The 22147-nt window shown below is 62.5% G+C and carries 22 protein-coding genes and 1 pseudogene; 12 read left to right on the top strand and 11 right to left on the bottom strand.

Features of this window, described 5'->3' with window-relative positions; all coding sequences use genetic code 11:
* Positions 1 to 48: 48 nt before the first annotated feature.
* Both KQ659_RS21215 and KQ659_RS21210 read left to right on the top strand, forming a co-directional pair.
* Positions 49 to 345 carry a hypothetical protein gene (locus tag KQ659_RS21215; protein ID WP_216690837.1) on the top strand — a complete coding sequence of 99 codons (297 nt, stop codon included), beginning with the start codon at positions 49 to 51 and terminating at the stop codon, positions 343 to 345.
* Positions 287 to 1168, top strand: coding sequence for a hypothetical protein (locus tag KQ659_RS21210; protein WP_216690836.1), 882 nt, complete (start codon positions 287 to 289; stop codon positions 1166 to 1168). The genes KQ659_RS21215 and KQ659_RS21210 overlap by 59 nt, the downstream gene beginning before the upstream one ends.
* 843 nt (positions 1169 to 2011) lie before the next feature.
* Here the strand turns inward: KQ659_RS21210 and KQ659_RS21205 are convergent.
* The 9 genes and pseudogenes from KQ659_RS21205 to KQ659_RS21170 form a co-directional block, all read right to left on the bottom strand.
* Positions 2012 to 2206, bottom strand: a complete 195-nt coding sequence (locus KQ659_RS21205; protein WP_216690835.1) for a hypothetical protein — start codon at positions 2204 to 2206, stop codon at positions 2012 to 2014.
* A gap of 91 nt (positions 2207 to 2297) precedes the next feature.
* On the bottom strand, positions 2298 to 2477 hold the full coding sequence (locus KQ659_RS21200) for a hypothetical protein (protein ID WP_216690834.1): 180 nt from the start codon (positions 2475 to 2477) through the stop codon (positions 2298 to 2300).
* A 267-nt stretch (positions 2478 to 2744) separates the two neighbouring features.
* Positions 2745 to 3356, bottom strand: coding sequence for a recombinase family protein (locus KQ659_RS21195; protein ID WP_216690833.1), 612 nt, complete (start codon positions 3354 to 3356; stop codon positions 2745 to 2747).
* Between the two features lie 211 nt (positions 3357 to 3567).
* A complete protein-coding gene (locus KQ659_RS21990) occupies positions 3568 to 4020 on the bottom strand; it encodes a fatty acid desaturase family protein (RefSeq protein WP_332875093.1) in 453 nt (150 codons plus the stop codon).
* Positions 4021 to 4159: 139 nt separating this feature from the next.
* A pseudogene (locus KQ659_RS21985) lies at positions 4160 to 4555 on the bottom strand (fatty acid desaturase); the annotation flags it as partial.
* A gap of 417 nt (positions 4556 to 4972) precedes the next feature.
* Positions 4973 to 5593, bottom strand: coding sequence for a DUF4136 domain-containing protein (locus tag KQ659_RS21185; protein WP_216690945.1), 621 nt, complete (start codon positions 5591 to 5593; stop codon positions 4973 to 4975).
* Positions 5594 to 5625: 32 nt separating this feature from the next.
* Positions 5626 to 5940, bottom strand: a complete 315-nt coding sequence (locus KQ659_RS21180) for a hypothetical protein (protein ID WP_216690944.1) — start codon at positions 5938 to 5940, stop codon at positions 5626 to 5628.
* A 107-nt stretch (positions 5941 to 6047) separates the two neighbouring features.
* Entirely contained in the window at positions 6048 to 6308 is a 261-nt protein-coding gene (locus tag KQ659_RS21175; protein WP_216690943.1) for a hypothetical protein, read from the bottom strand.
* A gap of 302 nt (positions 6309 to 6610) precedes the next feature.
* Positions 6611 to 6946 carry a YbbN family protein gene (locus tag KQ659_RS21170; protein WP_216690942.1) on the bottom strand — a complete coding sequence of 112 codons (336 nt, stop codon included), beginning with the start codon at positions 6944 to 6946 and terminating at the stop codon, positions 6611 to 6613.
* 188 nt (positions 6947 to 7134) lie between these two features.
* On the opposite strand from KQ659_RS21170, the gene KQ659_RS21165 reads away from it, so the two are divergent.
* From KQ659_RS21165 to KQ659_RS21140, 6 genes are all read left to right on the top strand, one after another.
* A complete protein-coding gene (locus KQ659_RS21165; RefSeq protein ID WP_226930185.1) occupies positions 7135 to 8826 on the top strand; it encodes a PAS domain-containing sensor histidine kinase in 1692 nt (563 codons plus the stop codon).
* A complete protein-coding gene (locus KQ659_RS21160; RefSeq protein WP_216690941.1) occupies positions 8804 to 9856 on the top strand; it encodes a response regulator in 1053 nt (350 codons plus the stop codon). The genes KQ659_RS21165 and KQ659_RS21160 overlap by 23 nt, the downstream gene beginning before the upstream one ends.
* A gap of 347 nt (positions 9857 to 10203) precedes the next feature.
* Positions 10204 to 11058, top strand: coding sequence for a DUF2382 domain-containing protein (locus KQ659_RS21155; RefSeq protein WP_216690940.1), 855 nt, complete (start codon positions 10204 to 10206; stop codon positions 11056 to 11058).
* Between the two features lie 182 nt (positions 11059 to 11240).
* Positions 11241 to 11696: a YsnF/AvaK domain-containing protein gene (locus tag KQ659_RS21150; RefSeq protein WP_216690939.1), complete on the top strand. Its 456-nt coding sequence runs from the start codon at positions 11241 to 11243 to the stop codon at positions 11694 to 11696.
* A 137-nt stretch (positions 11697 to 11833) separates the two neighbouring features.
* Positions 11834 to 12457, top strand: coding sequence for a DUF4136 domain-containing protein (locus KQ659_RS21145; protein ID WP_216690938.1), 624 nt, complete (start codon positions 11834 to 11836; stop codon positions 12455 to 12457).
* Positions 12458 to 12640: 183 nt separating this feature from the next.
* A complete protein-coding gene (locus tag KQ659_RS21140; RefSeq protein ID WP_216690937.1) occupies positions 12641 to 14158 on the top strand; it encodes a trypsin-like peptidase domain-containing protein in 1518 nt (505 codons plus the stop codon).
* Positions 14159 to 14537: 379 nt separating this feature from the next.
* Here KQ659_RS21140 and KQ659_RS21135 read toward each other — a convergent pair whose 3' ends face one another.
* A complete protein-coding gene (locus tag KQ659_RS21135; protein WP_216690936.1) occupies positions 14538 to 17186 on the bottom strand; it encodes a PAS domain-containing protein in 2649 nt (882 codons plus the stop codon).
* Positions 17187 to 17232: 46 nt separating this feature from the next.
* Positions 17233 to 18291, bottom strand: coding sequence for a chemotaxis protein CheB (locus tag KQ659_RS21130; RefSeq protein WP_216690935.1), 1059 nt, complete (start codon positions 18289 to 18291; stop codon positions 17233 to 17235).
* A gap of 254 nt (positions 18292 to 18545) precedes the next feature.
* Here KQ659_RS21130 and KQ659_RS21125 point away from each other — a divergent pair, with 254 nt between their 5' ends.
* The 4 genes from KQ659_RS21125 (at position 18546) to KQ659_RS21110 (ending at position 21888) form a co-directional block, all read left to right on the top strand.
* Positions 18546 to 19010 carry a BON domain-containing protein gene (locus KQ659_RS21125; RefSeq protein WP_216690934.1) on the top strand — a complete coding sequence of 155 codons (465 nt, stop codon included), beginning with the start codon at positions 18546 to 18548 and terminating at the stop codon, positions 19008 to 19010.
* On the top strand, positions 18997 to 19197 hold the full coding sequence (locus tag KQ659_RS21120) for a hypothetical protein (protein WP_216690933.1): 201 nt from the start codon (positions 18997 to 18999) through the stop codon (positions 19195 to 19197). The genes KQ659_RS21125 and KQ659_RS21120 overlap by 14 nt, the downstream gene beginning before the upstream one ends.
* Before the next feature lie 130 nt (positions 19198 to 19327).
* Positions 19328 to 20638 carry a sterol desaturase family protein gene (locus tag KQ659_RS21115; RefSeq protein WP_216690932.1) on the top strand — a complete coding sequence of 437 codons (1311 nt, stop codon included), beginning with the start codon at positions 19328 to 19330 and terminating at the stop codon, positions 20636 to 20638.
* 137 nt (positions 20639 to 20775) lie between these two features.
* On the top strand, positions 20776 to 21888 hold the full coding sequence (locus tag KQ659_RS21110) for an IS4 family transposase (protein WP_216688119.1): 1113 nt from the start codon (positions 20776 to 20778) through the stop codon (positions 21886 to 21888).
* Positions 21889 to 22147: the final 259 nt, after the last annotated feature.

Genomic DNA, 22147 nt, shown 5'->3' with positions numbered 1-22147 from the left:
ACTACGCGCCGGGGCCGTAACTTAGGCAGGCTCTACTTCCTTTTGGTCATGACGAAAGAAGCCTACCTAGCGCTTGCCGCCGCGCAATACGACGAGTTGAGAAGCATTGGCCAAGAGCCCGGTTTTTACACGCTGGAAGAGAAATTCGACCAGTTGTGGACGGCGCTGGGACGTTCGGTTCTGGAGCATACCCTGGAGTCGGTGCCGGCCAACAAGCAAAAAAAACGTTGTCCAGACCCGGTTCGGGCGCGTAGCCATCGCCAGGACGAACCCGTTCATTGCCCCGGTGCTGGGCTCGCGCACCAGCCCCTACCTACAAGCGAAACTGGTTTTACTGGCCGCTGAGCACGTTTTTGCCCACGTGCCGCCGCTGGTCGAATCGCTGCTGGGCATCCGGGTGAGCACGACGCAGGTGTACCGCCGCACCCAAGCCGCGGTCAAGGCCTTGCCGGCCGCCGCGCTCGATGCGCCCTGCCCGGTGGTGCGCGCCGACCCGGGGCCGGTCGACGGCTCGATGCTCTTCACTGACAGGGGCTGGCAGGAAGTCAAAGTCGGCCGCATCTTCCAGCACAGCGCCCCGGCCGGGACGATGGGACCGTCGCAGTACGTGGCCCAGCGCGGGCCCTTCGCCATCTTCACCCAACGCTTTGATCAAGCCCTGCCGCCGGACGCGGCGGCCGACCAGGTGTTTGTCACCGACGGGGCGCAGTGGATTCACCGCTGGTTACAAGATGCTTACCCCCACGCCACCCATATCCTGGACTTCTACCACGTGGCCGAAAAACTCGCCGCTGCCGCCCAGGCCGCCGACGCGCCCGCTTCCTGGCTGCCGGCCCAATACGCCCGCCTCTGGGCCGGCCAAAGCTCGGCCGTGGAACAGGCCGTGGCCGAGTTGCTCGGCTTGGCTGGCTCGGTGGCTGCTCAACTCGGCGCCTACCTGGCCACTAACCGGACCCGCTTGCGCTACGACCGGTTCCGCCAACGCGGGCTGCTTTGCGGCAGCGGACCCGTCGAGGCTGTCCACCGCACCCTGCTGCAGGTCCGACTCAAACGAAGCGGGCAGCGCTGGTCCAATGGCGGACTCGACCGGCTCGTACGCTTACGCTCGGCACTGAAAAGCCCCCAAATGTACCTGCTCACGGACCTGTTTAAAAAACCAACCGCGTAGTTCTGAATTACACCCAAGTGCTACAATCCTAATTTGCTTATCTGGGGCGGTGGTAAAGCTTTCGTTTTAATTGGCATAAAATGCCTCAAAAAATTAGTTAATACCAAATTGATTAGTCAATTGAGCACAAAAATTGTTGTTTCTTAAGTATCTCTAAGTGTCCTCAGCTACTAGCGAATCATGGGCATAAAAAGGTACTAATCGGATTGAGTGTTTGTGCTTTCTATTACTTTCAAACCTGTTGGTTATGGGGTCGCATTAGTTAGGCTAGGAACGGAAAACAACTCTAAGCTCGCTTGACCACCAAAGACGAGTTGATTTGTCTCACCAGGTCAGTTATTCAAGCCAAACCAAGTCGTTGATATGTGAAATAAGCAAAAGCTGCACGCCAGCCCAGCCAGAACCTGATTCTCTCGAAAGTCGCCTTGGCAGTTTTTAAACGCACGTTTTCTGAGATAGACCGCTAGGTCAGGATGCCTTAACGTTGTTTTCCGTTCTTAGTCTGGTGCGGACCCTTATTAGACGGCGCGCCCGGGCGCAGCATCAATCAACTATGTTTGGGTGTACTGAATGGGGGCCAGCAGCACGTAGCCGTCATCGGTGGCACCGACCATATGCAGCTGCCAGCCCACCGTTTGCCGGGCCGGCGAGTAAAAGGCCAGCAGCAGGGCTAAAACAGCTAAAGACGGCCAGGGTAGAAGTATTTCATAAGTTGTTAACTTATGATAAACCCGATTTTAATCAGTGGGTTACATAAAACAAACTCATCCCGAAGCAAACATCGCCCACCACTGACCTGCCGATACCTCGACGATTTATTTGGGCGGACCGAATGGTGCCCCCTCAGGCGGCGGGCCGCCGGGGCCACCCCCGCTGGCCGGAACGCTGCTCGTCCGGTCCCGGCCCTGGTCCCGGCTGCTGCAGGCGGCGCGGTAGGGTGGGGGCCAGCTGTTGCCAACGGGGCAGTTGCGCTGGCGTGAGCAGGTGGCCCAGGGCGGCAAAGTGGGCGTAGGTGAGGGAGTCAGTCTGGCGCTGCAAACCGCCGATGCGGGCCAGCAGCGCGGGCGAATAGCTCCTCGCGCCGCGCCGTCAGCTGCCGAAGTAGCGCCTGCACCTAGGCCTGGTGCTCCTAGCGCAACGTGCTGAACTGCTGGTGCTGCGAGGCCGTCAGCTTTAGCTCGCTTACCAAGGTGGCGACCACGGGACTGGCGCCTTGGTGCAGCAGGGCCTGGTGGCTGGGCCACCCGAACCAGAGCATCGTCAGCAGGCCCACGTTGAGCAGGCCCATAACCAGCACAAGCAACGACAAAATTCAGTTTTGGTCACGGTTCAAGGGCTGAGATTCGGTTGGTGTAGGGTAGTGAGGGGCAGCGGCCGGTACTGGTGCCAGCGTACAGCAGTCGGGGATGGCCAGCGGCCGGGCTTGCCGCGTAGCGTTGCAGCACGCACGCGCTGTCGGCGTCGGGCATCCTGGAGCCGGCAGTTTTCGAAGAATGTTCGCGTCCTGCCAGAGGTGCTCTCAGAAAACGGAATAAATAGCACGTTAAGGATTTTGACCGAAAGGGTGGCGCAAAATTCACTCGGTCGACTTGGCTGCGGCGGCTTTTCGATGACTGTGAATGACGACGCCCCGGTGGCGCAGGTATTTATAGAGCGTAACCTTGGAGATGCGCAGGCGCTGAGCAATCTCGTTCACCCCGAGCTGCTGTTCGCGATAAAGCGTCTCAGCGACGATGGCCGTGCGTTCCGCTTCTTCCGATAGTCCCCGCCGGCGGCCGCCCACCCGGCCTCGCGCCCGGGCCGAGGCCAGCCCCGCGTGGGTGCGCTCGCGAATTAGCTCCCGCTCAAACTCGGCCAGGGAGGCGAACAGGTTAAATACGAGCCGCCCCTGGGCCGAGGTGGTGTTGATGGCATCGGTGAGCGAAACCAGGCCCACGCCCCGAAACTCCAACTCTGCCACCATGTCGAGCAAGTGTTTCAGGGAGCGCCCCAACCGGTCGAGTTTATAAATGTAGACCGTGTCGCCAGGTCGCAGCCCCGCCAGCATCCGGTCGAGTTCAGGCCGTGCTTTGGTGGCCCCAGAAGCTTTCTCCTGGAAGATGGTTTCACAGCCGGCCTTGTTCAGGGCGTCGAGTTGTAGTTCCAGGTTCTGGTCGCGGGTTGAGACGCGGGCGTAGCCGATATTCATCGTTAAAGTAGAGGGTTCTCATCACGAAGATACCCTTTGCTGTACTTAGATTGCTGAACAAGTTTTCTGAACCAATTCCGATAGCTTTGCCTGGCTTTTCTGGTAGCGCAACCTACTCGCTGTTTTATTCACTTAAACGAGGGTTTTAATATTCAAGCACAAGACAACCTCGTTTTTCTGAGGCTCTCTTGCTCTACGGAGTAGCTTAGCCTTACGCGTAGACGGCTACCAAACGAGCCGGTTTCGCCACTATGGCCGGCTGGCTCAGGCGGCGCAAGAGGCGGTAGTGCGAGCGCAGGGCCGACCCAAAGGAGGGGTTTTCCAGGTAGGGCAGCCCAAATTCGCGCGCCGTTTGCCGCACGATGGACGCCAGGGGCGGGTAGTGAATGTGGCACACGCGCGGAAACAGGTGGTACTCAATCTGGCGGTTCAGCCCCCCGCAGAAGAAGCTAGCCAGCCCGTTGTGGGGCGCGAAGTTGGCCGTGGTCTGCAGCTGGTGCACGGCCCAGGCGTCCTGCATCGTGCCGCTGCCGTCGGGGGTGGAAAAAGTCGTTCCTTCCACCACGTGCGCCAGTTGAAACACCAGGCCCATCACCACGCCCTCGACCAGGTGCAGCACCAGAAAGCCAAGCAGCACCTGCCCCAGGGCAGCGGCACTGGGCAATGAAGAGCAGGTAGTAGAGTGCTTTGTAACCGAACAGGTTGACGTACTCGGGGCGCAGGTGGTGGGAAACGTGCGCCCCGATTTGGGCCTGACAAAACTTCACGTAGTCTTTGCGGAACAGCCACGAGAGGGATGCCAGCCCGTAGAGCGGCAAAGCGTAGAGGTGTTGGTAGCGCTGCCACGGCCGCCACAGCTCCTCGGGCGACAGGCGAATCAGGCCCGGCGCCACTTCAATGTCCTCGTCGTGCCCGGGAATGTTAGTATAGGTGTGGTGCACCACGTTGTGGGTGAGGTTCCACACGTAGGAATTGGCCACCACCAGGTTGAAGAGCAGGCTGAAAACCTGGTTGACCCGCTTGTTGGCGGAGAACGCGCCATGCAGGGCATCGTGACAGATATTGAAGCCGATGCCGGCATTGCACGCGCCCAGCAGCCCGGCTAGCACCAGCCGGAGGCCCGGGCTAACCGGCCCGAACACAACCAGGCCATAGAGCAGGCAGAAACTCGCCAGAAAGAAGCTCGTTTTGGCCCACATGCGCCCGTTGGCGTGGCGCGAGAGCTACCGCGACTGAAAATAAGCATCCACCCGCTCGCGCAGGGTGGCGTAAAAAGTCGCACCGTTGGCGGTGGAGAATTTCAGGGAAGCAACCATAAGTAACGGCTGGCTCGCGCCAGCTTCTTGCGCTCAGAGTGGAGGTCGTCGCTTATTTAGTTAAGTGGAACACCGGCCCCAGCGCCAGGCGGTGCAGGCAGCGTTGCAGCACGGGACGAACCTGGCACAATTCGGATACACGCGCCCCGGCTGCGAATGACAAGCAGCTGCGCCACAAAGCGGTACACGCCCGGCAAGTGCGGCGCCAACAGTCCCCGACAATCGACGGCGAGGTGCACGGGCGGGGCAAGCAGCCGGCTCGTTGCGTTGGTTACAGGCCTTGCGCGTGGTTGCGGGCGGCTACTTTACCTTAATCGGAAACTGGTCCAGAATGTCTTTGGCCGATACGCTGAACTCGCTGCCCAGGCGGCCGGGGTCATTCACGGGGTCGGCCAGCGAGCCGCGCCACACGAGGTTATTAGTGCGGCGGTCGATGAAGTCGATAATGAGCGTACCCTGGGTGTACTGCTCCGTATGCTGCTGCTGGTAGTAAGGCCGCTGGTAGTAAGCGGGCGAATACCAATAGCCGTAGTTGATGGGCAGATACGCCCCGTGGTAGCCCACGGAGTAAGGGTAGGCAAAGTTCGCCCCTGGGTAGGCGTTACGATAAACCGTGCGCTCCGCTTCATCGATGTAGGTGTGGGTCGTAATAAGAAGGTCAGGATTGTTGTCTACCTGCCGCAGGCCACGCCTGGCCAGCTCACCGCCAATGACCTGCTTAATATGGTCCTGGGCAATGGGGCTGCGCAACAACGGATTTTGGTTGCCGTTGGTTTTCACTTGCGTCTCGGCAAAGTCGAAGGTGCGGTACTTACTGAAGTTGACATTATCGCGCTGCTCTACATTAACGCCGGAAATAGCGGTACAGCCGCTCAGCCCACCGCTCAATGCAAGCGCGAGGCCTATGAGAAAATATTTCATTGAGAAAGGAATGAAGTGAAAGAATTACTTGACTACTGCCTGTTTTGAATGGCCTCTAAGTGAAACACCGGCCCCAGCGCCAACAGGTGCAGGCAGCGGTGCAACACGGGATGGACCTGGCATAATTGGATGCACGTGCCCCGGCTGCGGATGACCAGCAGCTGCGTCACAAAGCGACACACGCCCTGCGGGTGCGGCACCAACTGCTCCCGACAATCGACGGAGAGGTGCGCCGGCGGGGCGAGCAGCAGGCACGCCAGCTGTTTGGGCGTTAAGCCAGCCAGGTACAAGGGCTTCTGCGCCACGGTGGTGGCGGGTAGGGCCGCGGCAGGAGAGGAGATTTTCATGGAAAAAGGATTAGACTAGCTCGCCAAAGTGAGTCGCGTGCAGCGTCGCACGAAAAGCTTAAAATGTGCTCACAACAGGCGCGACCTGGGCCGGGGCGGCCACCGGGTTAGCGGGCAGCATTGGCCTGGGCCGCCCGGATGGACGCCCCTACCGTTGGGCGGCCTACAAAAGGCACCGGCTGGCCTGCGGAAGCCGATGGAGCGGCCGAGTCGGCGGCGGCCGTTTGGGGAGGGGCAGCTGCAGCTACCTTGCCGGGCGGCAGGTTGGCAGGGGGAGCCGGAGAGGCCGGCGAGCCGTTGCAGGCTACCACCAGCAGGCTGACCCCGGTCCAGAGCAAAGTAATAGGCCCTAAATACTTGGTAACCATAAAGTATCAGAGGAATGGCAGAAGCCGCCAGGGTGCGGGGCAACCAGTGAAGTCCGATACGGCGCAGTAAACCCTCGCAGCGCCGTATCGGACAGGTCAAAAGTAGCGGCAGCCCCTACCGTGGTGCCATGAGCCAGCTTATGATACCAGATAATCCTCCTCATGCCGGCCTTACAAAAGGCCGCGCCGCGTACTCCCGCTTCCGGGCCGGGAACCCCGCCAGCAGCACGATTGACTATCTCTTTTACAGATAGTTACGCGGGTAATGGGCTGGTACCGCTGAAAAGCAGGCTGGTTGCGCCTTAGGCTACCGCCGGGCCGCTGGCAGCCGGGCGCAAACGGCCCAGCAGCTGCTCGGCCAGCAACTCCTCTTCGGGTAGGCCTGGCTGCCGCCACAGCTCCTGGCCCTGTTGCACGAGCACGCACATGGGCAGCCCGGCCGGCTGGAAGCTGCGCACCACGTCGGGGTGGCTGGCCTCGTCCACCACGAGTACGAAAATGGCGTCCCCCAGGCGGCGTTGGAGCGCTGCCAGCCGGTGCTGGGTAGCCTCCACCCCGGCGCTGCCTACCAGCGGCAGCAGCACCAGCAGCACGGCGGCGGCCAACGGGGGAAGGGATACGAGGGGGCGAAGTGGCATGGAGAAGGCCCACCAGGGGCACAAATTCAAAGGTAGGCCGCCGCTGTGGCCGCTCCCATGAGGCAGGTTATGCCGCAGGCTAATGCTCGTTATGCCGGCTATCGGGGCGGTAGCCGCGTATAAGTAACAGATTATCACATATACTTTTTAAGCGCCAGCCGTACGCGGGCCGGTTTTCCTGCTCTTTTATGGTTGCTCCTATCCCTCTGCTGCCCCCCGGCGCGGCCTTTCCGGCCGAGCTACTGCCCGCGTTGCTGGACGTATCGCTGGCGGCGGTGCTGCTGCTGCGCCCGGTGTACACGCCGGGCGGGGGCAAACCGGCCGATTTTGCGGTGGAGTACCTGAGCCCGGCCGCGCAGCGCAACTGGGGGCAGCCCGAGCGGCCGGGGGGCACCCTGCTGAAGTATTTCCCGCACCTGCCAGCCAGTGGGGTGCTGGATTTTTACCGCCAGGTCTTCGAAACCGACACGCCCGGCCGCTACGAAGTCCATTCCCAGACCAATGGCTTCGATAGCTATTTCTACGTGGCCGCCCGGCGGCAGGGGCCGTGGCTGCTGGTGAGCTTTACTGACACGGCCGAGCAGCCCCGTGGCGCCCTAGAGAAGGCCCTGCGCGAAAGCCAGGCCCGCGAATGGGCGGCCGGGGCCACGGCCGAAGCCCAGCGCCAGCGCCTCCTGGGCCTCATCGGGCAGGCGCCGGTGGTAATTGCCCTGCTACAAGGTCCCACGCATGTCATTGAACTGGCCAACGAGGGCTTCCGGCGGGCCTTTGGCCACCGCCCGCTGGTGGGGCGCACCTACCGCGCGGCTGCCCCCGAGCTGGCTGACCAGCACCTGTTCGAGCACCTCGATGCGGTGTACCGCACGGGCGAGGCCTTTCGGGCCAGCGAAATGCTCGTGCACCTCGACCAGACCAACTCGGGCCAGCTCGACCCGTTTTACTACAACTTCGTGTACCAGGCCACCCGCGAGGCGACCGGGGAAGTGAGCGGCGTGCTAATCATCGCCACCGACGTGACCGCGCTGGTGCTGGCCCGCCAGCGGGTGCAGGCCCTCAACGAGGAGCTGCGCCTGAGCAACGCCGAGCTGGAACACCAAGTAACCGACCGTACCCACGCCCTGCTCGTGACGCTGCAGCAGTTGGAGCGCCGGGGCCGCGAGCTGACCCAGGCCCTGGCCGCTGAGCAGGCGCTGGGCGAGCTGAAATCGCGCTTCGTGAGCATGGCCTCACACGAGTTTCGCACGCCCCTCACGGTGGTGCTCACCTCGGCCGACCTCATTGCCGAATACCCCGCCGCCGACCAGCAGCCCGACCGCCTGCGGCACGTGGCGCACATTCGTACGGCCGTGGAGCACCTCAACGACCTGCTGGAAGAATTCCTGTCGGCCGACCGCCTGGAGGAAGGCAAGCTCGTGGCCCACCCCGCCAACTGCGACCCGGCCGCCCTGCTGGTCGAAACCGTGGCCGCCGTGCAGGGCCTGCGCAAGGCCGGCCAGACCATTGTGGTGCAGGCCTACGACGGGGCCATTCGGCTCGATGATTCGCTGCTACGCAAAATTCTGCTCAACCTGCTGTCCAATGCCCTCAAGTATTCCGGCGAAAACGCCGTGGTGACCGTGGCGATGGAGTGCCGAAATAATGAGCTGCTGCTCAAGGTTCAGGACCAGGGCATCGGCATTTCGCCGGCCGACCAAGAGCACTTGTTCGAGCGGTTTTTTCGGGCTCACAATGCCACCGAGCTGCCCGGCACCGGGCTGGGCCTTTTCATTATTGCCAAGTACCTGGAGCTGATGGACGGCCACATTGCCCTGCACAGCGAGCTGGGCGTTGGCACCACCTTCACCGTTACCATTCCCTATGCTGACCATTCTGCTGATTGACGACAACGCCCTCATTCGCGCCAACACGGCCGAGCTGCTGAAGCTGGCCGGCTACGCGGTGCTGGTGGCCGAAAACGGCCAGCTAGGCGTCGCGCTGGCCCTGGAAACCCGGCCCAACCTGGTGGTGTGCGACATCATGATGCCGGTGCTGGACGGCTACGGCGTGCTCCAAATTTTCAACCAGAACGAGCGGCTGGCGGGCGTGCCCTTCATCTTCCTCACCGCCAAAACTGAGCGCACCGACCAGCGCCGGGGCATGGAGCTGGGGGCCGACGACTACCTCACCAAGCCCTTCAACAAGGCCGAGCTGCTGAGCGCCATCGGGGGCCGGCTGGCCCGCTTCCGCCACCTGCGCCCCGACTACGACCTGCAGGCCGGGGGCTGGTGCGAGTTTCTGGCCGATGCCCGCGTAGTCGGCCAGCTCGACGAGCTGGCCGACAAGCAGAAAGTGCACGCCTTCCGCAAGAAGCAGGACATTTTCCAGGCCGGCGACGAGCCCCTGCGGGCCTACCTGGTGCGCAGCGGCCGCGTGAAAACGATGCACAGCACGGCGGCCGGCAAAGAGCTGATTACCGAGTTTTACGGCCCCGGCGAGTTCTTCGGCTATCTGCCCCTGCTCGACGGCACCTCGCATTTCGACACCGCCGTGACGGTGGAAGACACCGAGCTGGTGTACCTGCCGCAGGCCGATTTTATGGCCCTACTGCTGCGCGACCCCGACGTTAGCCAGCAGTTTATCCGGCTGCTGGCCGGCCGGGTGCGGGCCCGCGAATTGCAGCTGGTGGGCATGGCCTACGCTTCGTTGCGCCGCCGCGTGGCCGATGCCCTGCTGCACCTGCACGCCCGCGCCGATGCCGACCCGGCGGCGGGCATCACCATTACCCGCGAGGATTTATCGGCCCTGGTGGGCACGCCCCCCGAGTCGCTAAGCCGCACGCTCAACGAGTTTCGGCAGGAGGGCCTGGTGGAGCTCACGCCCGGCAACGTGCGCCTGCTGCACCCCGACCAGCTGCGCCGGGGGAAGTGGTAGTGGTTTAGTATTTTGGCTACTTATCTTATTATGAGCTAAATAGCCAAAATACTCCCGTCGTTGAGCGCCCTACTCCCCAATGAGCATGATGCCGGTAATGCGGCGGCTTAAGCAAACTCATGGCGCGGCATGAAGTATCTCATGGCCTGCCGGCAGATGGTGCCGGACCTTTGACCTACTTCCATTATCGGGGTATCGGCCGTGTTTTCCCCGCTTCCTTTTCCTGGCCGAGTGCCCTTGTGTGGGGGTTTTCAAACTAGTAGCCAAGTACCGATTGGGACCTGGCCGTGCAGCGCCTAGTCGATTTAGCACTACTCAATACCTTTCACCTTTATACTATTTCTGACATGAAAAACCAAACCGTAATTGGCATCTTCAATACTGCTACCGAAGCCAAACACGCTGTGCAGGAACTTAAAAGCGCCGGCTTCGAGCTGGATTTCTTGGACGTTTCGCAGGCCTCGTCGAGCGACGCAGGCAGCAACAACTCCTCCACCAACGGCACTACCGCCAAAGCTGCCGGCGACGCAGCCGGCCGCACCAGTGATAATGTCGGCGGCTTCTTTAGCTCGCTTTTCGGCAGCGATAGCGACGAAGCCCATACCTACGCCGAGGTGACCCGCAGCGGCCACTCGCTGGTAACGGCACAAGTCGACACGGCCGAGCAGGCCCGCAAAGCCGCTGATATTCTGGATAATGCCGGCGCAATTGACGTGGATAGCAAAGCTACCGAGTACGGCGTAAAGAACAGCTACACCGCCGGCCGCGACGGCAGCAAGCGCGACCAGGCCGACGGCATGACAGCCAAGGTCATCAAAGAAAAGCTGAACGTGAGCAAGCGCACCGAGCAAACCGGTGGCGTGCGCCTGCGCTCGCGCATCGTGGAAAAGCCCGTGGAAGCCAGCGTGCGCCTGCGCGAAGAGCACGTGACGGTGCAGCGTACCCCCGTAAACCGCCCTGCCACGGATGCTGATTTCAAGACCTTTAAGGAAGGTGACGTGACCATGACCGAAAGCGCCGAGCGCGCCGTGGTAGCCAAACAAGCCCACGTGGTGGAAGAAGTGTCGCTGGGCAAGCGGGTAACCGAGCGGGAGGAAACCGTCCGCGAAACGGTGCGCAACACCGAGGTGGACGTGGAGCAGATTCCGAGAAAGATGGCCAGCGGCAACGCTAACCAGCCGGGCAGTCCCAAAAATACCTAACCGCTTTCTAACCACTAACAATCTGATTCGGCTGTGGCTCCCCGCCGCAGCCGAATCTATTTCTCCGAAATCGTGGTGCCAACTGCCTCTGGCTCGTCCTCCCGACCACCAGCCAGTGCGGTAGTTGACTAGCGTACTTGTTGCCAGCCCTTTTCTCCACTCCGCACACATCCCGTCCGCCCATGCAAACCCCTGATTTGCCACCCGATGATGGACTGCCGGTGCGCATTCCCGTGGTAGCCGAAACGCTGCGCGTGGACAAGCAGGTGGTGGAAACCGGCCGCGTGGTACTGCACAAAACCGTGCACGTCGAAACCCAGACCGCCGACGTGCCCCTGCGCGAAGAGCAGGTGCAGGTGCAGCGCGTGGCCGTGGGCCGCTACGTAGACGAGGCCCCCGCCGTACGCTACGAGGGCGGTACCATGATTGTGCCCGTACTCCGCGAGGAGCTGGTGGTGACCAAGCGCCTGCTGCTGGTGGAGGAAGTGCACGTCCGCACCCAGACGCTCACCATCCACGCCCCACAGGCCGTGGAGCTGCGCCGCGAGGAGCTGCATTACGAGCGCCTTGCCACGCCGCCAGCCGGGGCCGCGCCGCCAGCAGCCGGGCAACCCCCGGTATTGCCCGGCCCCGGCTAGGGCGGATGCGCCGGATTTTTCCTTTCTGACCGATGAACCAAGCAGCTACTAGTTGCTGCCTGGGTTCGCTACCCGAACCCGCATCTCCGAACCAACTTACAGTGCATAACCCAACTTTTTTTAACACCTAGACAATCATGAAAACTTCTCATCCTTTTTTGCTCCTCACTTTCTTTGCCGCCCTTGCCGCGGGCTGCGCCCAGCATTCGGGGTCGGATGTCGTGGTCGGTAGCGACCAGCGTGGCGGCACCAATTCGAACGCAGGAGCCGGCCTATTCACCAGTACTGCCAACAGCGGCCCCGACTTCAGCAAGTACAAAACGTACTCCTGGGCCTCGCAGGTTACCAACCCGAAAAACAGCACGTATTTCCTTAATGACTTGCTTTTTAAGAGCATGGTGCGCGATGCCGTGGAACACGAAATGGCGGCCAAAGGCTATACCTACCAGCCGACCGGTGCCGACCTGGTGGTCAATTTCCGGTCCTTCGACGTGCCAGTCGAGATTATGAGCAACGATAACCTGGGCACCGGGTACTGGGCTTCCGAAGAGCCGTACGCCTACGATAGCAAGCAGAAAGTGAAGCTCGACAAAGGCAGTATTCTGGTACAAATGATTGACCGGGTAAAAGGCGTAGCAGTGTGGCAGGGCTATGCGTCGGGCCTCACCGACGGCAATGTTTTTGATAAACGCAAGGACAAAGTATATGTGGCCGTCGGCCAGATTTTCAAGGAATACAACCACCGCGGAGATAAGCTATAAGCGGCGAGCTGCCTGCTTGCAGGTGACGCCCCCACCCCGGTGCTGCCGGGGCCCTGTACCACGTGCTAAAGCAGGCTGCTACGGTGGCGGCTCGCCGGCAAAACGCGGCCAGCGCGACCCACACCCACACCGCCGCTGCCGACGGCTCATCGAAAAGTGCATTCCGTATTCACACCCAATTGCATGAAAATGACAAAATCGGCCACTTTGCTGCTGGGCAGTATGCTGGGTTTGGTGCAGCTCCTGGGCGTCAGCTGCTCCAGTAAGAAAAGCCCGGCTGCGGAGGTTGCGGCCTCTGCCGCCCCCGAACCCTTGCAGAAAGCCACTGCCCCGACGGGCAGGGGGCCGAGCACCATGGGCGACTTTGTCGTGGCTGCCCGCGTGGCCAGTCCCGCCGTCGTGCACATCAAAACCAGCTACCCGCCTTCAAGTGGGTACGATAATATCTACGGCCGACCCAGCGGTGCTCGCGGCGGCGGCCAGGTGGCGCGGGCCTCCGGCTCGGGCATTCTGATTGCGGCCAACGGCTACATCGCCACCAACAACCACGTGGTGGAAAACGCGGCCACCATTCAGGTCATCCTGCCCGATAAGCGCCAGTTTGCCGCCAGGCTGGTGGGCCGCGACCCCAATACCGACCTGGCCCTGCTGAAAATCGAGGCCACCGACCTGCCCACGCTGCAATTTGGTAATTCCGACAGCGTGCAGGTGGGCCAGTGGGTAGTGGCCGTGGGCTACCCGTTTTCGCTGAATACCACCGTCACAGCCGGTATTGTCAGTGCCAAAGCCCGCAGTATTGGCATCATCAACCGGCCCAGCCGCAGCGATGATGGGCAAGGCAAGGCCGCTGGCAACACCGGGGTAGAGTCCTTCATCCAGACCGACGCGGCCATCAACCCCGGCAACAGCGGCGGCGCGCTTGTCAATACCCAAGGCGAGCTGGTGGGCATCAACTCGGCCATTGCCTCGCAAACCGGCAGCTACGCGGGCTACGCGTTTGCCATTCCGGTGAACCTGGCCAAGAAGATTTTGGGCGATTTGCAGCAGTACGGCGCGGTGCGGCGGGGGGTGCTCGGGGTGGCGTTTCCGGCCCCGGCCGCCGAAGAGCAGTACCTGAGCCAGCAGGGCTTGCAGCCGGGCGCGGTGAACGGGGTGTACATCACGGGGGTGCTGCCGGGCAGTGCCGCCGCCGGGGCCGGCCTGCGCGCTGGCGATGTTATTCAGCGTATTGACGGGGTGACGCTTAACTCATCGGCGGAGTTCTCGGAGCGCATTGCCCGGCACCAGCCGGGCGATGTGGTGCAGCTCACCTACCTGCGCAACCGCGCCCCCGCCACCGTGTCGGCCACGCTGAAAGGTGAACCGGCGGCAGCAACGGCCCCGGCCCCGGCCAGCAACCCGGCCGCGCTGGCCACCATTCGGCAGAAGCTGGGGGCCAGCTTTGCGCCGCTGTCCGACGCGCTCCGGCAGCGGCTCCAGCTCCGGGCGGGGGTGGTGGTGACCGATGTGCGCGCGGGCGGCTTCTTTGCGCAGCTGGGCATTCCCCGCGGCACGGTTATCGCCTTTATTAATGGTCAGCCCATCAGCACGCCCCAGGATATCGACGCGGCGCTGCTGGCCGCCCAGCGGGGCCTGATTCAGCTGCTGGCCATTGCCCCCGATGGCTCCCGCGTGGTCTTCGACTTTTCGCTGGGTACGTAGCCGGGCCGCTGGTTCAGCAAGGGTGCTCATTGCCCAGAAAGTGCCTCTAGCCTTGGGTTAGGAGCACTTTTCGTTGTCGCACACGAAATGATTTCCCCTTTGGGGATGGGGCGAAACTGGTGAGGTTTATGGCGGCGGGCTATTGAAGCTGTTTAGAAAGTCCCCGAACGGTCATGCTTCGCTGCGCTCTGCATGACCGTTCGGGGACTTTCTAAACAGCTTCAGGATTAGGAGAAACGAGAGAATCTACAGAAGCAAAAAGGACCATTTGAAGCAACTAGGGCAGGTCAGCTTTTTAAATGCGGTTAGTCTGTACGACGCCAGGCACACGCGGACTCCTACCGTCCAGGCTGCATCTTGATGTGCTCCTGGCCAGCGGCTAGCGCGGCAGGTAGACGGTGAAGGTAGAACCCTCCCCAACCTGGCTGACCACTTCCAACGCTCCTCCTTCGTTCTCTACCAGTTTTTGCGCCATGTAGAGGCCCACGCCCGAGCCGTCGACGTGGGTGTGGAAGCGCTGGAACAGGCCGAAGACGGGGCGGCCGGGCGGCAAGGCCAGACCCAGGCCGTTGTCCTGCACTTCCAGCGCCCAGCGGTGCTCCTCCGTGCGGCACTGCACCCGCACCTGGGGCACGCGGTCGGGGTGGCGGTATTTCACGGCGTTGCTGAGCAGGTTGTACACCACCGAGCGCAGGTGTTTTTCCGCCAGCCGAACGGCGGGGCAGTCCGCTATGTCTACGCTGACTTGCGCGCCGGCCTCGGCGATGGGCAGGGCCAGGTCCAGCAGCACGTCGCGCACCACGTCGGCCAGCGGCACGAGCGGGGCCTGGGGGCCGGCCTCGGCCTGCGTGCGGGCAATGGCGCTCAGGTGCGTCAGCGTGTGCTGAAAGCGTTCGACGGAATCGTGCAGCAGCTCCAGGAGGTGGGCCACCGGCACCGAGCGCTCGGTGCCGGGCAACTCTTGGCGGAGCGCCTGGAGCAGGCCGTCGAGGTTATTGAGTGGGCCTTGCAGGTCGTGGGAAGCGGTGTAGACGAAGGAATCCAGGTCCACGTTGGTACGCACCAGCTGCTGGTTGGTGTCGTCCAGGTCGGTGTTGTGGGTGGTCAGTTGCTGGTTAAGGGTCTGCACTTGCTGGCGGGCGCGCACCTGGCTGCTCACGTCGTAGGCGAAGACGACCACACCATCTATTACATCCTGCGCGTTGCGGCGGGCCTGGTAGGTGAAGGTCCAGTAGGCTTCCTCCAGCGGGCCATCGGTGTGGCGGGCCAGTTGCAGGGGCAGTTCCTCGGCCACGTAGGTTTCGCCCGTGGCGTACACCTGGTGGCACAGGCCAGGAATCTCGGTGTTGGCCAGCTCCGGCAAGACGTCGAGCAGGGATTTGCCGAATAACTCCCGGCCGGGAAAAACCTGCTGGTACGCCGGGTTCACCAGCTCGAAAACCAGGTCCGGCCCGGCCAGGATGGCAATGGGCCCCGGCGCGGCCATGAACAGCTCGTGCTGCTGCCGCTGCTGGCGCTCCACTTCGGCGCGGGCCGTTACCTGCTCCGTGATGTCGGTGATGAGGCAGTAAAAGCCCACCACCTGCTCCTGCTGCACATCGGGCACGAAGCTGGTGCGGATGTGCTTGATTAAGTCGTTGCGGTAGGGCATCCGCGCTTCAAAGTCTACCCGCTCGCCGGCCAGGGCCCGCGCCATGTAGGGGGCCGCCGCCGCGTAGGACGGCTCGCCCACCACGTCGCGCACGCGCTGGCCCCGCAGCTGGGCCGGCGACTGCTGGAACCACCCTTCGTAGGCCTGGTTGGTGAACTGGTAGCGCCGGTCCTGGTCCACGTAGGAGATGAGCGCCGGCAGCGCATCGGTCACGAGCTGCCGCTGCCGGGCAATATCTTCCCGCTCCTGCCGGGCGCGAACCAGTTCCGTTACTTCGTAAGCGAAAATCAAGATACCCGTAATCTGGCCCGCTCCGTCGCGGGTAGCCTGTAAGATGTAGGTGGCAAACAGGTGTTCCAGCTGGCCGGAATGCGTGCGGTCCAGCGTTACCGGCACGTCGGTGTCGGTGTAGGTTTCCCCGGTGCGGTACACCTCGTCCAGCTGGTCGAAAAAGGGTTGCCCTTCCAGCTCCGGCAGGGCCTGGCGAAAGGGTCGGCCCACCAGCTCGCGATGGCCTACCATGGCCCGATAGTCGTCGTTGGCCAGCTCCACCACGTGGTCGGGGCCGGTGAGCACGGCAATCATGGCCGGGGCCTCGGCCACGAGCCGGTGCAGGCGCTGGCGCTGGGCCTCGGCCTCGGCGCGGGCCGCCTCGGTGGCCTGCAGGCTATCGATGATGGTATCTACCAGCCCGGCATTGGTAAGGGTCAGCTCGTTGTTGAGCAGCTCCACGGCCTGCTGGGACTGGCGCAGCTCGTCGGCCTGAGTACGCAGCGCCTCGTTGGCAGTCAGCAGCTGGTGGTTCGATACCTGAAGCTCCTCGTTGCTGACGTGCAGTTCCTCGTTGGTCACGTCCAGCTCTTCATTGGCCACGGCGAGCTGTTCGTTGGCCATGGCCAGCTGCTGGGCCGTGCTGGCCGGCGGGGCGCTGCCGGCTGGCTGCCGGGCGCGCATGTGGGTACTCACGTTATAGGCGAACAGCAGCAGGCCACTGACCGCGCCCGCCGCGTCGCGCACGGCTTGGGCGATAAAGGTGAAGTAAACTGGCCCGCCGGGGGCCGGCTGGGTGGCGCTTTGGAAGGCCACGGCCTCGTGACCAAAGCAGGTGGTGCCGGTGCGGTACGCCTCGTCGAGCAGCGCGAAAAAAGACTGGTCGGCCAGCTCGGGCAGCGCCTCGCTCAAGCGCAGGCCAGCCAGCGGCCGCTTATCAAACAGCTGCCGAAACAGCTCATTGGTCACCGTGACCTGGTGGGCGGGCCCGGCCAGACTCGCCAGGCCGGTGGGCGAATCCCGCAGCAAAGCGGCGAGCTGCTGGGGCTGCCCCGTCGTTTCCGCCGGAGTATCTGAGGGGGCGGCGGGGGTTGTTTTCTGAGACATTGTCGGGAAGCATAGGGCATCTGGTGGTAGTTGCCAGTAAATAATATTACGCCAGTTTTTTTTGGTAATATTGGAAGTCGCCGCTCAGGGCCTCGTGTTGCAGGATAGAGGCATGCACTGGTTTGGCCCGCTCGCCGGTTTCGGCCGCTTTTTGGATGAATAACTCGGCCACTGCCGCCTGTTTTTCTGCCTGAAAATGCCCGCCCAGGTTTTGGAGCAGCAGCTGGGTTTCTTCCAGGCCGCGCAGGGACTGGTAGAGCAGGCTTTCCACCGAGGCGCTGACTTCGCTCAGCAGCGCGCTCACGGTGTAGGCGTGGCCCGTGTGGCAGCGGTAGCGAATCAGCTTGCCTTCAATTAACTGCGTAAGCGCGCCGTGGCAGTCGGGGCAGGTGAAGGGCGTGAGCTCACCCTTGTCGATAATGCCCATCTCGAAGCCGCCGCCCTGCTTGGCGATGGTCAATTCGATTTTGAGCAGGTCGAGCTGCGCGGCGGGCAGGCGCGTCTTGGCGGGCTCCAGGGTCAGGCGCACCAGCAGGGGCCCGAGCTCGGCCAGGGGCACGAGGTAGTCGACCTCCACAAATTCGAGGGCATTGGTGGGCATGGCGGGCTGCTCGGCGTCGTGCGGGTCTTGCACGATGGCCAGCCCGCCCATGCGCTGCACCGACCACAGACCGGAGGTACCGTCATCCAGATATCCGGTGAGCACCACGCCCAGCACGCGGGGACCGTAGGTGTAGGCCGCCGAGCGAAACAGCGCGTCGATGGAGGGTCGGAAGCGATTTTCCTTGGGCCCCCGCGTCACCAGCACCCGGTCATCCTCCAGCAGCAGGTGGTGGTTGGGCGGGGCCAAGTAGATGGTGCCCGGCTGTACCACTTCCCCGTTTTGCGGGTGCTTGGCGTGCAGCGCCGACACCGAGTTGAGCAGCTGCGGCATGATGCTGAGCGAATCGGGGGCTACGTGCAGCACCACGAAAATGGGGGCGGGAAAATCGGCCGGTAGCGTTTTGGCCAGCGCCAGCAGCGCGGTCACGCCCCCGGCCGACGCGCCGATGACGATAATATCGCGGCGGGGCCGGCGGGTTTTGGGGGGTGATGAGGTCGCCATAGCAGTCAGGTTTAGAAAAGAGCGTGGTGCCCGGGCTTACGGATTAGACGCCATGGCGGACGGTTGGGCGGCCGCCTGCGGGCACGGGTGGTGCGGGCTGCTGAATAAACGAGAACCTTAAAAAGTGCCGGGCAGGAAATCTCGTTGCGAGCGGGCCATTTGATGGATGTCATCCAATGCGCCGAATAATGTTATGGGAAGGGCTACCGCTTCAGCGGACTTTTGCAGCACTGTAATCATCGACTCCCAGCCCCATGCAAGCCCGTAACCAACCCCTGCTCAATGCCCTCCATTTGCTCGGAGCCTACCGGGCACCGGGCAGTGAGCTGCGGGGCGATAATTTCGCCCCTCGCCCCGACGAGGCCATCGTCCATAAGGTGCGGGAGACCTTGCTTGGCAACCCGCGCGGGCACGGCTCCGAAATGCTGGTGCAGGCCCACCGGGGTATCGTGACGCTCATGGGCACGGTGAGCAGCCGGCGTGCCCACCAGGAAGCTGAGCACGGTGCCTGCCAGGTGGCCGGCGTGCACACCGTTCATAACCTGCTGAAAATAAGGCCTGCCTATATGGCGCCCGACTCTGGCATTCACCAGTCCACGCTAGTTGCCGGGGCCCATGCCAGAAACACCTGCCTGCGCGTGCCAGCCCCGGTGGAACCGGCTGCCTACGAGCCGCAAGCCACTGCAACCCTGAAGTTCAGCGTCGATGCGCGCCGCTAGCGGCACCGCCCTGAGCGGCCAGCCCGGGAGCCGGGCCGAATCCTTCCTCCCCCTGGACCCGACCAGCCGGGAACTGGAGCGGGATGCCGATGCCAGTTTGACGGCGGATAGGGAGTACAAGTTTACCAGTCACCTGACGCCTATACCAGCTGCCCCTAAGCCCAATACCGCTCCCGAGCTGCAGTAGCTTCATCGCTAACTGACGCCTATGAGCTGGTTCGCGGGCATGAGGGACTACCTCCTTCCCAAACACCGATTTGGCACCCATAGCATTCTCCCCGCATGGCCACCGCTCCGCCTATTCTGCTCCTATGTCTATGCTACTCTTAATAGAATTCCAGGACCCGAAAGTTTACTTGGTGCCGCTGGGCATAGCGCTGATTCTGCTGGAAGCGGTGTTGAGCGCCCGGCACGACGAGCACCTTTACGAGTGGCGCGACTCGGCCGCCAGTGCTGGCATGGGGCTGGTGGCCACGCTGCTGGGCATTGCCACCAAGGCCGGGACGCTGGTTGTGTTCTACGTCGTGTTCACGGCGCTAAGCCCCGTGCGGCAGCGCTGGCTGGGCTACGACGCGCTGAGCGCGGCCTCGGCCGTGGTCTGGGTGCTGGTTATCCTCGGCGACGATTTGAGCTTCTACTGGCACCACCGGCTCAGCCACACGGTGCGGGTGCTGTGGGCGGCGCACGTGGTGCATCACTCGTCGCAGCACTTCAACCTGGGCACGGCGTTTCGCAACGGCTGGGTGATTTTCTTCTACAAGCCCGTTTTCTGGCTGTGGCTGCCGGCGCTGGGCTTCCCGCCGGTGATGGTGGTGCTGGCCATGTCGATTAGCTCGCTCTACCAGTTCTTCCTGCACTCGCAGAAAATCCCGCATCTGGGATGGGCAGAGAAGGTGTTCAATACCCCGCAGCTGCACCAGGTGCACCACTCCTGCAACCACGCTTTTCTGGATAAAAACCACGGCGGCATCCTCATCATCTGGGACCGGCTCTTTGGCACCTACCTCGACAGCCGCCATCCCGAGGTGCGGCAGTTTGGGGTGCTCTCACCACCCGCCTCGTTCCATCCCTGGACGATTTTTGCCCACGAGTTTCAGCACCTCGGGCACGACGTGCGGCAGGCCGCTTCGTGGTCCGACAAGCTGAAATACGTGTTTTACCCGCCCGGCTGGGCCCCCAACAACTCGGGCCAGACAGCCCGGCAGCTGCAACAGCAACTAGCGGCCCCTGAAACCCTGGCGCCGGCCCCCGAACGGGCTAAAAATGCCCCCGCAGTATGCCCCAATCACCCATCACCTCGTCTTTTTTTCCTGTCCCCGATGCACACGCTAACGACGCTTTCCCAAACACTGGCCCGACTCAAAAAGGAGGGCTACACCGAGGACTTCAACCTGCACGGAGCCTACCTGGCTGGGCAGCGCTCGGCTATTTTGCTGGCCCCCGAGGAGTTTGTGGTGGACCAGCACTTCCGCTTCGAAGGCCCTACCGACCCGGCCGATGAAGCCGTGCTATACGCCATTTCCTCCGCCCGCTTCAATCTCAAAGGCACGCTGGTGAACGGCTACGGCGTGTCCAGCGACGAGGCCGCCGACCAGATTCTGCGCACCATCCGGGAGCAGACGACTTAACTCTACTTTGGCAGATTGAGCTAATTGGGGCTTCCGGGGTGTAGGGGCGGGTTACTCTACCCTACTATTTTTCAGGTACAAAAACGGGGCAGCCCGACCTTTGGGGTTACGACACCACCAAAAACCCGTTCTGCCCCGTGAAGCAACACTTCGCCGCTAAAATTACGACGCTTTTGCAGCAGGCCCCGTTTGTGGGCCACTTGTCCCGCCAAAAGTTTGTGGGCCAGTTTATTCTTGGCCTGATAAAGAGCCGCAACGTGCAATTCGGCGAGGTGGCCCAGCACCTCAATGACGCGGCCAAGCCCGCCTCGAACGAAACGCGCATTCAGGACTTTTTCCGCGAAGTAGACCTCAATTACGTACTGGTGGCCAGGATTTTACTGAGTTTGTTGCCTGCGCAGGGCAAGCTGCGCTTATGCCTCGACCGCACGGAGTGGGACTTCGGCCAGTGCCAAGTGAACATCCTGCTCGTCACCGTCGGCACGGGCGAGGTCCACGTGCCCCTTTATTGGCACCTGCTCGACAACCGCAGCGGCAACTCCAACGCCGCCGACCGCATCGCGGTGCTCGAAAAGTGCCTGGCCTTGCTGGGCAAAGACCGCATCGGCCTGGTCGTGGGCGACCGGGAATTTGTCGGCCATGCGTGGTTCAAGTGGCTCAAAGACAATGGGCTTAATTTTGTCATGCGCCTGCCCAAGCACCACTGCCTGACCCACGCCGACGGCCGGCGGCAGGCCGTGGCCGACCTGGGCCTGGTGCCGGGGCAGGTGCGCCGCTTCGCCCACGTGCAGGTCGACGGAGTCTGGGGGCAGGTCTGGGTCAAGGCCGTGGCGGCGGACGCGTTTGTCTTCCTGTTTGCCACGGCCGGTCTGAACCACCTCGAGCAACTCTATGCCAAGCGCTGGACGATTGAGCAATGCTTTCAAAATCTGAAAGGGCGGGGCTTTAACCTGGAAGCCACCCACTTGCGCTGTTTCCAAAAGCTGCGCAAGCTCGTGGCCCTGGTCAGCCTGGCCTACGCGTTTTGTCTGGGCGTGGGCGCGGCCGCCCACGGCGGCCGCCAGCCCATTGCCCGCAAAAACCACGGCTACCGGGCCGCCAGCCTGAGCCGCCACGGCCTCAATCTGCTCCGCCAACTCGCCCGCCCGCTGACCCTGCCCGAGGACCCATTGGCCCGCTTGGTTGAAACGCTACTGAACTGGATTACGAGGCAACTTGCTAAAAATCAATTACTAAAAATAGTAGGGTAGAGTAGGGGCGGGTACGACCCCCGCCCCTACACCCAACCAACAACCTGCCAAAGTAGAGTTAAAGCCTATCTGAATAATCTCTTAGCCGCCGCCTTCCTGACTGGGGCCGCACCGGGCCGCCTGTTGCTCGTACTGCTGCTGGTGCCGCTGGTGCGGCGGCTGTTTGGGGGCTCACAATAGTAGAAACGGAAAACAACAGTAGGGAGCACTGGCCGGCCGGGTTGGAGTCCCCTGGTTTTGTGGCGGGCGAGGCATCTCG

Source organism: Hymenobacter siberiensis (assembly GCF_018967865.2).
Classification (GTDB): Bacteria; Bacteroidota; Bacteroidia; order Cytophagales; family Hymenobacteraceae; genus Hymenobacter; species Hymenobacter siberiensis.
The sequence above is the reverse complement of the archived record's forward strand: the minus strand, read 5'-3'. Positions and strand labels throughout refer to the sequence as shown.

What these genes read in the sequence shown, in the direction of transcription:
- KQ659_RS21140 (WP_216690937.1), top strand. Translation starts at nt 12,641, where the DNA reads ATGAAAATGACAAAATCGGCCACTTTGCTGCTGGGCAGTATGCTGGGT.
- KQ659_RS21115 (WP_216690932.1), top strand. Translation starts at nt 19,328, where the DNA reads ATGCTACTCTTAATAGAATTCCAGGACCCGAAAGTTTACTTGGTGCCG.
- KQ659_RS21165 (WP_226930185.1), top strand. Translation starts at nt 7,135, where the DNA reads ATGGTTGCTCCTATCCCTCTGCTGCCCCCCGGCGCGGCCTTTCCGGCC.
- KQ659_RS21170 (WP_216690942.1), bottom strand. Translation starts at nt 6,946, where the DNA reads ATGCCACTTCGCCCCCTCGTATCCCTTCCCCCGTTGGCCGCCGCCGTG.
- KQ659_RS21175 (WP_216690943.1), bottom strand. Translation starts at nt 6,308, where the DNA reads ATGGTTACCAAGTATTTAGGGCCTATTACTTTGCTCTGGACCGGGGTC.
- KQ659_RS21150 (WP_216690939.1), top strand. Translation starts at nt 11,241, where the DNA reads ATGCAAACCCCTGATTTGCCACCCGATGATGGACTGCCGGTGCGCATT.
- KQ659_RS21145 (WP_216690938.1), top strand. Translation starts at nt 11,834, where the DNA reads ATGAAAACTTCTCATCCTTTTTTGCTCCTCACTTTCTTTGCCGCCCTT.
- KQ659_RS21195 (WP_216690833.1), bottom strand. Translation starts at nt 3,356, where the DNA reads ATGAATATCGGCTACGCCCGCGTCTCAACCCGCGACCAGAACCTGGAA.
- KQ659_RS21155 (WP_216690940.1), top strand. Translation starts at nt 10,204, where the DNA reads ATGAAAAACCAAACCGTAATTGGCATCTTCAATACTGCTACCGAAGCC.
- KQ659_RS21125 (WP_216690934.1), top strand. Translation starts at nt 18,546, where the DNA reads ATGCAAGCCCGTAACCAACCCCTGCTCAATGCCCTCCATTTGCTCGGA.
- KQ659_RS21185 (WP_216690945.1), bottom strand. Translation starts at nt 5,593, where the DNA reads ATGAAATATTTTCTCATAGGCCTCGCGCTTGCATTGAGCGGTGGGCTG.
- KQ659_RS21135 (WP_216690936.1), bottom strand. Translation starts at nt 17,186, where the DNA reads ATGTCTCAGAAAACAACCCCCGCCGCCCCCTCAGATACTCCGGCGGAA.
- KQ659_RS21130 (WP_216690935.1), bottom strand. Translation starts at nt 18,291, where the DNA reads ATGGCGACCTCATCACCCCCCAAAACCCGCCGGCCCCGCCGCGATATT.
- KQ659_RS21180 (WP_216690944.1), bottom strand. Translation starts at nt 5,940, where the DNA reads ATGAAAATCTCCTCTCCTGCCGCGGCCCTACCCGCCACCACCGTGGCG.
- KQ659_RS21160 (WP_216690941.1), top strand. Translation starts at nt 8,804, where the DNA reads ATGCTGACCATTCTGCTGATTGACGACAACGCCCTCATTCGCGCCAAC.
- KQ659_RS21120 (WP_216690933.1), top strand. Translation starts at nt 18,997, where the DNA reads ATGCGCGCCGCTAGCGGCACCGCCCTGAGCGGCCAGCCCGGGAGCCGG.
- KQ659_RS21215 (WP_216690837.1), top strand. Translation starts at nt 49, where the DNA reads ATGACGAAAGAAGCCTACCTAGCGCTTGCCGCCGCGCAATACGACGAG.